The organism is Kitasatospora putterlickiae, from assembly GCF_039527695.1.
In the GTDB taxonomy this organism is placed as follows: Bacteria; Actinomycetota; Actinomycetes; order Streptomycetales; family Streptomycetaceae; genus Kitasatospora; species Kitasatospora putterlickiae.
The window spans coordinates 20668-30644 of sequence record NZ_BAAAKJ010000169.1 but is presented as its reverse complement, the minus strand read 5'-3'; the positions used below and the strand labels follow the sequence as shown (position 1 = coordinate 30644).

At 73.1% G+C, this 9977-nt stretch carries 5 protein-coding genes; 3 read left to right on the top strand and 2 right to left on the bottom strand.

Annotated features, from left to right (window positions below):
* Positions 1–25: 25 nt before the first annotated feature.
* Both pepN and ABD308_RS17510 read right to left on the bottom strand, forming a co-directional pair.
* Positions 26–2605 carry an aminopeptidase N gene (gene pepN, locus ABD308_RS17515; RefSeq protein ID WP_344335375.1) on the bottom strand — a complete coding sequence of 860 codons (2580 nt, stop codon included), beginning with the start codon at positions 2603–2605 and terminating at the stop codon, positions 26–28.
* 148 nt (positions 2606–2753) lie between these two features.
* Positions 2754–4481: an outer membrane protein assembly factor BamB family protein gene (locus ABD308_RS17510; protein ID WP_344335372.1), complete on the bottom strand. Its 1728-nt coding sequence runs from the start codon at positions 4479–4481 to the stop codon at positions 2754–2756.
* 478 nt (positions 4482–4959) lie between these two features.
* On the opposite strand from ABD308_RS17510, the gene ABD308_RS17505 reads away from it, so the two are divergent.
* The 3 genes from ABD308_RS17505 to ABD308_RS17495 all read left to right on the top strand — a co-directional run bounded on the left by ABD308_RS17505 (position 4960) and on the right by ABD308_RS17495 (position 9915).
* A complete protein-coding gene (locus ABD308_RS17505) occupies positions 4960–6144 on the top strand; it encodes an ROK family transcriptional regulator (protein WP_344335370.1) in 1185 nt (394 codons plus the stop codon).
* A gap of 193 nt (positions 6145–6337) precedes the next feature.
* A complete protein-coding gene (dxs, locus tag ABD308_RS17500; protein WP_344335368.1) occupies positions 6338–8242 on the top strand; it encodes a 1-deoxy-D-xylulose-5-phosphate synthase in 1905 nt (634 codons plus the stop codon).
* A 131-nt stretch (positions 8243–8373) separates the two neighbouring features.
* Positions 8374–9915, top strand: coding sequence for an ArnT family glycosyltransferase (locus ABD308_RS17495; protein WP_344335366.1), 1542 nt, complete (start codon positions 8374–8376; stop codon positions 9913–9915).
* Positions 9916–9977: the final 62 nt, after the last annotated feature.

Below are 9977 nucleotides of genomic sequence, written 5' to 3'. Positions count from 1 at the left end.
GGGGGGGAGGGGGAACGCGGGAACGTCAGCGCTCCGCGGCGGCCCGGTCGGCGGCCTGCGCCTTCAGCGCCCGCTCCACGCCGGCCCGCGCCTCGACGACCTGGCGCCGCAGCGCCGGCGCCGGGTCGGCCGAGGCCAGCCACGCGTCGGTGGCGTCCAGGGTGGCCTGCTCGACCAGCAGCGACGGGTACAGCCCGACGATGATCTGCTGCGAGATCTCGTGGCTGCGGGTCTCCCAGACGCCCTTCACCGCGGCGAAGTACTTCTCCGCGTACGGGGCGAGCAGCGCGCGCTGGTCGGCCTGCTGGAAGCCGCCGATCACCGCCGCCTGCACGTAGTTGGTCAGCTCCTCCGACTCCACCACGGACGCCCAGGCCGCCGCCTTGGCCTCGGCGGTCGGGCGGGCCGCCCGGCAGCTGGCCGCGTGCTCCTGGCCGGCCGCGGTGTTGTCGCGGGCCAGCTCGGCCGCGATCTCGGCCTCCTCGGCCCGGCCGGTCGCGGCGAGCCGCCCCAGCAGGGTCCAGCGCAGCTCGGTGTCCACGGCCAGGCCGGGGATCTCCGCGCCGCCGTCCAGCAGCCCGGCGAGCAGGTCGAGCTGACCGTCGGTCCGGGCGACGCCGGCCAGGGCCCGCGCCCAGGCCAGCTGGTGGTCGCCGCCCGGCTCGGCGGCGCGCAGCGCCTCCTCGGCGGCCTCGGCCCAGCGGGCCAGGCCCTGCTCGCGCCAGGCCGGGTCGGCGTAGACGTCCAGCGCCAGCTTGACCTGGCGGTGCACCGACTGGACCACGCCGATGTCGCTCTCGCGCGGCAGGCCGGAGAGGGCGAGCGTCAGGTAGTCGCGGGCGGCCAGCTCGCCGTCGCGGGTCATGTCCCAGGCGGAGGCCCAGCACAGCGCGCGCGGCAGCGCCTCGGTGAAGCCGCCGAGGTTCTCGGTGACCACGGCCAGCGAGTCCTCGTCCAGCCGCACCTTGGCGTAGGACAGGTCGTCGTCGTTCAGCAGGATCACGGCGGGGCGGTGCCGGCCGACCAGCTGCGGCACCTCGGTGCGCGGGCCGTCGACGTCCAGCTCGATCCGCTCGGTGCGCACCAGCGAGCCGTCGACCAGCTCGTAGAGGCCGATGGCGATCCGGTGCGGGCGCAGCACGGCCTCGCCCTTGGCGCCGGCCGGCAGCGCCGGGGCGTCCTGCAGCACGGCGAAGGACTCGATCGCGCCGTCGGTGTTCAGGGTCAGCGCGGGCCGCAGCACATTGATGCCGGCGGTCTCCAGCCAGGCGGCGGACCAGGCCTTGAGGTCGCGTCCGCTGGCCTCCTCCAGCGCGCCGAGCAGGTCGCCGAGCCGGGTGTTGCCCCAGGCGTGGCGCTTGAAGTAGGCGCGCACGCCCTCGAAGAAGGCGTCCTGGCCGACGTAGGCCACCAGCTGCTTGAGCACCGAGGCGCCCTTGGCGTAGGTGATGCCGTCGAAGTTGACCTGGACGTCCTCCAGGTCGTTGATGTCGGCCATGATCGGGTGGGTGGACGGCAGCTGGTCCTGCCGGTACGCCCAGGTCTTCATCTGGTTGGCGAAGGTGGTCCAGGAGTTGGGCCACTTCGAGTCCGGCGACTCGGCCTGGCAGACCGCCTCGGCGTAGGTGGCGAACGACTCGTTCAGCCAGAGGTCGTTCCACCACTCCATGGTGACGAGGTTGCCGAACCACATGTGGGCGAGCTCGTGCAGGATCGTCGCGGCGCGGGCCTCGTACGCGGCGTCGGTCACCTTGGACCGGAACACGTACTGGTCGCGCAGGGTGACGGCGCCCGCGTTCTCCATCGCGCCGGCGTTGAACTCCGGCACGAACAGCTGGTCGTACTTGGGGAAGGGGTAGGGGTAGTCGAACTTCTCCTGGAAGTAGTCGAAGCCCTGCCTGGTGACCTCGAAGATCGCCTCGGCGTCCAGGAACTCGCGCAGCGAGGGCCGGCAGTAGATGCCCAGCGGCACCTTCTGCTCGCCCTTCTCGTAGGAGTCGAAGACCCCGACGTAGGGGCCGGCGATCAGCGCGGTGATGTACGAGGAGATCCGGCCGGTCGGGGCGAAGCGCCAGACCCTGGTGTCGCCCTCGCCCTCCGGCTCGGGGGTGGGCGAGTTGGAGACCACGCTCCAGCCGGCCGGCGCGGTCACCGTGAAGGTGAACGCGGCCTTCAGGTCGGGCTGCTCGAAGTTGGCGAAGACCCGGCGGGCGTCCGGCACCTCGAACTGGGTGTAGAGGTAGGTCTCGCCGTCGACCGGGTCGACGAACCGGTGCAGGCCCTCACCGGTGTTGGTGTAGGCGCAGTCGGCGACGACGCGCAGCTCGTTCTCGGCGGCGAGGCCCGGCAGCGCGATCCGGCTGTCGGCGAAGCCGGCGGTGTCGAGCCGCTCGCCGTTGAGGACGATCTCCTCGACGCTCGGGGCGACCAGGTCGATGAAGGTGGACGCGCCCGGGGTGGTGGCGGTGAACCGGACCACGGTGGTGGACCGGAACGTGCCCCCCTCTCGGGCCGAGCTCAGGTCGAGCTCGATGTCGTACGCGTCCACGTGCAGGAGGTCGGCCCGGGTGCGGGCCTCCTCGCGGGTCAGGTTGGTGCCGGGCACTCGCAGGACTCCTTCGTCAGGCTGATGCCTGGCATCCTGCCATGCCCGCCCGCCGGGACCGTTGGTACGGGCCCGGACGGGAAGCGGACGGGGAGCGGGCGGGGTGGCGGGGGCCCCGTGGGCCGTACCACCCCGCCCGGTGACGTCGTTACTTCTTGACGTACTTGAACACGGGGGCGTCGAAGCTGCCGCGGGAGAACCCGTACAGCGCGGCCGCCTCCGAGTTCAGGACGAACTCGTTGGTGCTCATGCCGATCCGGAAGGCCGAGTCCTTACCGGTGGTGAGGACGCCGATCTCGCTGACCGCGCCGTCGGCGGGGGCGAGCGTCACCAGCTTGGCGTCGGCGTCGTAGCCCATGTCAAGGAGGGCCCGGACCTTGCCCTCCTTGTCGGTGCCGGAGACCAGCCGCAGACCGTCCTTGGCCTTGCCGTCGGTCGACCAGAGCCGCTTGCCGGTGGTCAGGTCGTAGGCGTTGATCGCCGGCTTGGTCGGGTTGGTCTGCACGTAGAGGGTGGTGCCGCTGACCACGCTCTGGGTGAAGGCGTCGGACAGGCCGCTGAGCCGCAGGCTGTCGTAGCCGGGCTCCTTGACGGGCATCTGGGTGCCCGGCTTGTTGGTCTTGTCGAACGGCAGCACGTAGTCGCCGTTGGCGCCGCTGGACATCGACAGCACCAGCGGCTGGTCGGAGAGGACCTTGTCGACCCGCTCGATGCTGCCGGTCAGGGTGATCGGCGCGGGCGAGGCGACCTTGCCGGTGTCCGTGTCGAGGACCACCAGCTGCGACTTGACGGTGGTGTTGAGGCCGTAGCAGCGGTCGGTGACCACGATCTGCGGGCCGGCGGCGGTGCCGTAGACGCTGCAGTCCTTCTCGCGCGGCTGGAACGCCCACGCCGCTGAGCCGTCGGCGACGTTCACCGCGGCGGCCGTGTTGCCGCCGATGCCGACCACCTTGTCGGTGATGCTCAGGGTGGGGGAGGACATCCGGCTCTGCCCGACCTTGACGTTCCACGACAGCTTGCCCGTGGTGAGGTCGACGGCGGCGATGGTGGAGCAGTCGCTGTCGCCGGTGTTCAGCGAGACCGCGGCGATGTGCTTGGAGTTGGCGCTGTACGAGGCGGTGCAGAACTCCTTGGCGCCGGACGGCACCGGGATGCTCCAGGCCTCCTTGCCGTCCGAGGTGTTGACGGCGCGGATGCCGGTGGTGTCGGCGCGCACCGCGATCTTCTCGGCGCCCCAGATGGCGAGCAGCCGGGTGGAGCCGCTGGCCGAGCTGGCCGGCTTGTCGGCCGCCCAGGCCAGGCCGTAGGCGCCGGCCTTGCCGCCGCCACCGCCACCCGTGCCGCCGCTCGTGCCGCCGGCCGAGGGCGACGCGCTGGTGCTGCCGCTGACGTCCGGCGAGGCCCCGCCGCCGCCGGTGACCTGGCCGGTGGTGCCGCCCGAGGCGACCGGCGGGTCGTCCTTCTTCGGGTTGTCGTCGGTGAACAGCACGACCAGTCCGGCGACGATGGCGACCGCCAGCACGCCGCCGATGACGCCGCCCCAGACCATCACCGGGTTGCGCCGCTTGGGCGGGGCCGGCACCGGGGCGCCCGGGTAGCCGTAGCCGCCCTGCTGCGGGTAGCCGTACCCGGGCGCGCCGCCGTACGGCTGCTGCTGGCCCGGGAGGGGGGCTCCGAACTGCTGCTGGCCGGGCGCCGGGTCGTACGGACCGACCGGCGCGCCCGGTGCCTGCGCGGGGAAGGCGGGGGCGGTCGGCGCGTAGGCGTACCCGCCCGCGGCCGCCGCGGGCGGGGCGGGCGGAGCCGGTGGCGCGGCGGGCGGCGCGGCCTGGCCGGGGACCGCCGCCCCGTCGAGCTGAGTCTGCTGGTCCGCCACGGCCGCCGGGTCGACGCCGCCCGGCGTGCGTCCGAGCGGAACGCCCCGCTTGTCCGGACCGCCGCCGGGAGCTTCGCCAGCTCCCGGCATCGGGTGATCCCCTGCCATCTGATGCCCCGTCTTGTCTGGAAGTGTCCCGGGGCCGGTGCGGATAGGTGACCGGCGGGACTGGTGAGATTGGGCACCATCGTACGGGGGGTCGGTTTTCGGACGGGCGCCGGAACCCGGGACCCCGTTCGTCTCCGCGCCGACCTGGGCCGATGTCAACCCCCGGCGACCCCCGCCGACCTGGCCCGCGACCCGCCGCAGCCCTGCCGGGCCCCGGGGCGCCTCCAGCGCGCCCCCGGCCCCGCGCACGGTCCCTTCGCCTTCCCTCCCCTGTACCTTCACCTTCCGGCAGGCTCTAGGCTTCAGGACTTGAAACGTGCAAAGGGGGACGCCCGGCGGAGGGGTCCCCGCGCCCTTGGGAGAGTGGATCATGTCGACGGACACTCCGGGCTCGCAGTCCTCGCTGCACCGGGCCAACCTGGAGCGGGTGCTGCGCGCGGTGCGGATGGCCGGCTCGCTGACCCAGGCCGAGATCGCCCGCGGTACCGGCCTCTCGGCGGCCACCGTGTCCAACATCGTCCGGGAACTGAAGGAGAGCGGCACCGTCGTGGTGGCCGACACCTCCGCCGGCGGCCGGCGCGCCCGCAGCGTCTCGCTCAGCGGGGACGCGGGCATCGTGGTGGGGATCGATTTCGGCCACACCCACCTGAGGGTCGCCGTCGGCAACCTCGCCCACCGGGTGCTCGCCGAGGAGAGCGCCCCGATGGACGTCGACGTCTCGGCCGAGCAGGGCTTCGACCGGGCCGAGGCGCTGGTCGAGCGGCTGCTCGCGGAGGCCGGCTTCCGCCCCGACAAGGTGATCGGCGTGGGTCTGGGCGTCCCCGGCCCGATCGACGTGGAGACCGGCGCGCTGGGCTCCACCGCGATCCTGCCCGGCTGGACCGGCATCGCCCCCGGCCGCGAGCTGGCCGACCGGCTCGGCCTGCCGGTGCACGTCGACAACGACGCCAACCTCGGCGCGCTCGGCGAGCTGGTCTGGGGCGCCGGCCGGGGCCTGGGCGACCTCGCCTACATCAAGGTGGCCAGCGGCGTCGGCGCCGGCCTGGTGGTCAACGGCCAGATCTACCGGGGCCCGGGCGGCACCGCGGGCGAGATCGGCCACATCACCCTGGACGAGGCCGGGCCGGTCTGCCGCTGCGGCAACCGCGGCTGCCTGGAGACCTTCGTCGGCTCCCGCTACCTCCTGAACCTGCTCACCCCCACCCTCGGCACCGGGCTCACCCTGCCCGGGGTGGTGGAGCTGGCCCACCAGGGCGACCTCGGCTGCCGCCGGGTGATCGCCGACGCCGGCCGGCAGATCGGCACCGGCGTGGCCACCCTGTGCAACCTGCTCAACCCGCGCCGGGTGATCCTCGGCGGCGACCTCGCCGAGGCCGGTGAGCTGGTGCTCGGGCCGATCCGGGACTCGGTGGCCCGCTACGCGATCCCCAGCGCGGCCCGCCAGCTGTCGGTGGTCCCGGGTACCCTGGGCGGCCGCGCCGAGGTGCTGGGCGCGCTCGCGCTGGTGATGAGCGAGGCGGGCGACTCCAGCGCGCTCGCGGTCGCCCGCTCCTGAGCGCAGATCGACACGCCGGTTTTTCCGGTTCACTCGAAAGAGTGACCGTCGAGGTGGCTGGCGTGTACCGGCCGTCGGTACCGGACGCCCCGCCCGGTGTTCGGTAGGCGGACATTAGACTCGACCGGTCGACACCGGGCAGCGACGCCCGTCGGGCCCGCAAGGTCCGCGAACACTGAACGAGGAGGAACGGGTGGCCCTGCTGACCCGCATTCGGGGACCGCGCGATCTCGACCGGCTCACGCCCGGACAGCTGTCCGCCCTGGCCCAGGAGATCCGGACCTTCCTGGTGACCGAGGTCTCCAAGACGGGCGGCCACCTCGGCCCGAACCTCGGCGTGGTGGAGCTCACCATCGCGCTGCACCGGGTCTTCGACTCCCCGCGCGACCGGATCCTCTTCGACACCGGCCACCAGAGCTACGTCCACAAGCTGCTCACCGGCCGCCAGGACTTCTCCGGGCTGCGCGCCAAGGGCGGCCTGTCCGGCTACCCGTGTCGCGCCGAGTCCGAGCACGACGTGATCGAGAACTCGCACGCCTCCACCGTCCTCTCCTACGCGGACGGCCTGGCCAAGGCGAACCAGCTGCTGGGCAAGCACGACCCGGTGGTGGCCGTGATCGGCGACGGCGCGCTCACCGGCGGCATGGCCTGGGAGGCGCTCAACAACATCGCCGACGCCGAGGACCGCCCGCTCGTCATCGTCGTCAACGACAACGAGCGCTCCTACTCGCCGACCATCGGCGGCATGGCCAACCACCTCGCCACCCTGCGCACCACCCAGGGCTACGAGCGCTTCCTGTCCTGGGGCAGGGACACCCTCCAGCGCACCCCGGTGGTCGGCCAGCAGCTCTTCGAGACCCTGCACGGCGCCAAGAAGGGCCTGAAGGACTTCATCGCCCCGCAGGGCATGTTCGAGGACCTCGGCCTCAAGTACATCGGCCCGATCGACGGCCACGACCTCACCGCCCTGGAGTCCGCGCTCACCAAGGCGCGCGGCTTCGGCGGCCCGGTGATCGTGCACTGCCTCACCGAGAAGGGCCGCGGCTACCACGCCGCCGAGAACAACGACGAGGACCGCTTCCACGCGGTCGGCAAGATCCACCCGGAGACCGGCCTGCCGATCAAGAACGCCGGCGGCCGGAGCTGGACCTCGGTCTTCGCCGAGGAGATGGTCGCGCTCGGCCACGAGCGCGAGGACATCGTCGGCATCACCGCCGCGATGCTCCACCCGGTGGGCCTGGCGCCGTTCGCCGAGGCCTTCCCGGACCGCATCTTCGACGTCGGCATCGCCGAGCAGCACGCCGCGACCAGCGCCGCCGGCCTGGCCACCGGCGGCCTGCACCCGGTCTTCGCGGTCTACGCGACCTTCCTCAACCGGGCCTTCGACCAGGTGCTGATGGACGTCGCCCTGCACCGGCTGGGCGTCACCTTCACCCTGGACCGGGCCGGCGTCACCGGTGACGACGGCGCCTCGCACAACGGCATGTGGGACATGTCGATCCTCCAGGTCGTTCCCGGCCTGCGGCTCGCCGCCCCGCGCGACGCCGACCAGCTGCGCGCCCAGCTGCGCGAGGCCGTCGAGGTCAAGGACGCCCCGACCGTGGTCCGCTACTCCAAGGGCACGGTCGGCCCGGCCGTCCCGGCGGTCGGCAAGGTCGGCGGCATGGACCTGCTGCGCGTCAACCCGGACGCCGAGGAGGGCCGCCGGGCCGACGTGCTGATCGTCTCGGTCGGCGCGCTCGCCCCGATGTGCCTGGAGGTGGCCGACCTGCTGGCCGCCCAGGGCATCAGCTCGACCGTGGTCGACCCGCGCTGGGTCAAGCCGGTCGACCCGGCGCTGCCCGGCCTGGCCGCCGAGCACCGGGTGGTCGTCACCGTCGAGGACAACGGCCGGGTCGGCGGCGTCGGCGCGGCCGTCGCCCAGGCGCTGCGCGACGCGGACGTGGACCTGCCGGTGCGCGACTTCGGCATCCCGCAGGAGTTCCTGGACCACGCCTCGCGGCCCGAGATCCTCGCCGAGATCGGCCTCACCGCCCCGGACATCGCCCGCCGGGTGACCGCCCTGGTCTCCCGCCTGGACGTCGCCGTCGAGGCCTGACCACCCCTCACCGCCGCGCCCCGGGCCGTTCGCGACAGCTGTGCCGCCGTCGCGGCCGCCCGGGGCTGATAATCGCACCAAAGGCGGGACCGGCGCTGCCCGCGCCGATTCCGCCCGGTAGGTTGTCATCCGTGCCGACCCCCATCCGATCCCGCCTGACCGCGCTCGCCGAGCGCCTGCCCTTGGGGGTACCCCCGGCCGACGGCTGGGAGCGCGTGAAGACCGGCTACTGGACGCGGCTGGTACCGCTGCTGGCCCTGGTCGCCCTGCTCACCCACCTGCCGTCCTTCGTCCGCCCGGTCTGGAGCCCCGACGAGGGCTTCCTGGCCACCCAGGCCCGGATGCTCGCCGACGGCGGCGTGCTCTACGACACCGTGGTGGACCGCAAGCCGCCGCTGCTGCCCTGGCTCTACCAGGCCTGCTTCGCCGTCTTCGGCTCCGCCTCGCTCTGGCCGCTGCGCACCCTGGCGGTGGTCGCCCACCTGGTCACCGCGATCCTGCTGGCCTCCATCGCCCGCGGCCGCTGGGGCAACCGGGCCGGCGTCGGCGCGGGGCTGCTCTACCTGCTGGCCTCCATCGGGCTCTCCCCGGAGGACACCCAGGCGGCGACCTTCGAGGTCTTCATGCTGCCCGCCATGGTGGCCGCCTTCCGCTACGCCGAGCGCCGCCGCTGGCTGGCCGCCGGCATCGCGGTGGCGCTCTGCTCGCTGACCAAGCAGACCGGCGGCGCGGTGATGCTGCCGGTGCTCTGGATGCTCTTCCAGGACGCCCGCCGGCGCGGTGTGCGCTGGGTCCCCGCCCTGCTCAAGATCGGTTTCGGCTTCGCCCTGCCGATAGCGCTGGTCGCGGTGATCCTCACCAACCCCAAGGGCTTCCTGTTCTGGGTGGTCACCGGCAGCGGCGACTACGCCACCTTCGGCGGGGCCTGGCTGCAGATGATCGGCCGGGCGCTCGGCAACTCGGCGATCCTGCTCGGCGCCGGCCTGGGCTTCCTGCTGCCGGTCGGCCGCCGGCTCTGGCTGAAGTACCGCCACCGCCCGCTGCCGGTCGCGGGCGAGGAGCACGGCTCCACCACGGACCTGTGGATGTGGCTGCTCTCCTCGGTCGTCGCGGTCAGCGTCGGCTTCCACTTCTTCGGCCACTACTACCTCCAGCTGATCCCCCCGCTGGTGCTGCTGGGCACCGGGGCGATCGCCACCTCGGCCGTCCGCTGGAAGCCCGTCCTGGTGTACACCACGGCCGCCGCCACCGTCTTCTGGGGCCTGGCGCTGGCCTGGCCGGGGGAGCGGCTGGACCGCACCACCGAGGTCGCCACCGCCGTCGCCGCGCAGACCACGCCCAAGGACACCGTGCTGGTCTGGGGCATGCACCCGGAGCTGTACTGGCTGGCCGACCGCAAGCCGGCCACCCGCTACCTCACCGCCGGGTTCCTGACCAACTTCAGCGGCGGCAAGGACGGCACCGGCAGCGTCGGCGAGCAGTTCTCGATGGCCAACGCCTGGCAGACCTTCGACCAGGAGATCGCCAAGGGCCTGCCCGAGGTCGTCGTCGACGACTCCGGCCTCGCGCCCTACCAGCCGGGCATGATCCCGAAGATCGAGAACCTGCTGGAGACCCACTACGAGATGGTCGGCGTCTTCGCCGACACCGTCGTCTACCGCCTCAAGCGCTGACAGGCCCGCGGGGCTCCCGGCGCCCTCGGCCCCCAGGGGCCTCCGAGGAGCATGAAAGGGCC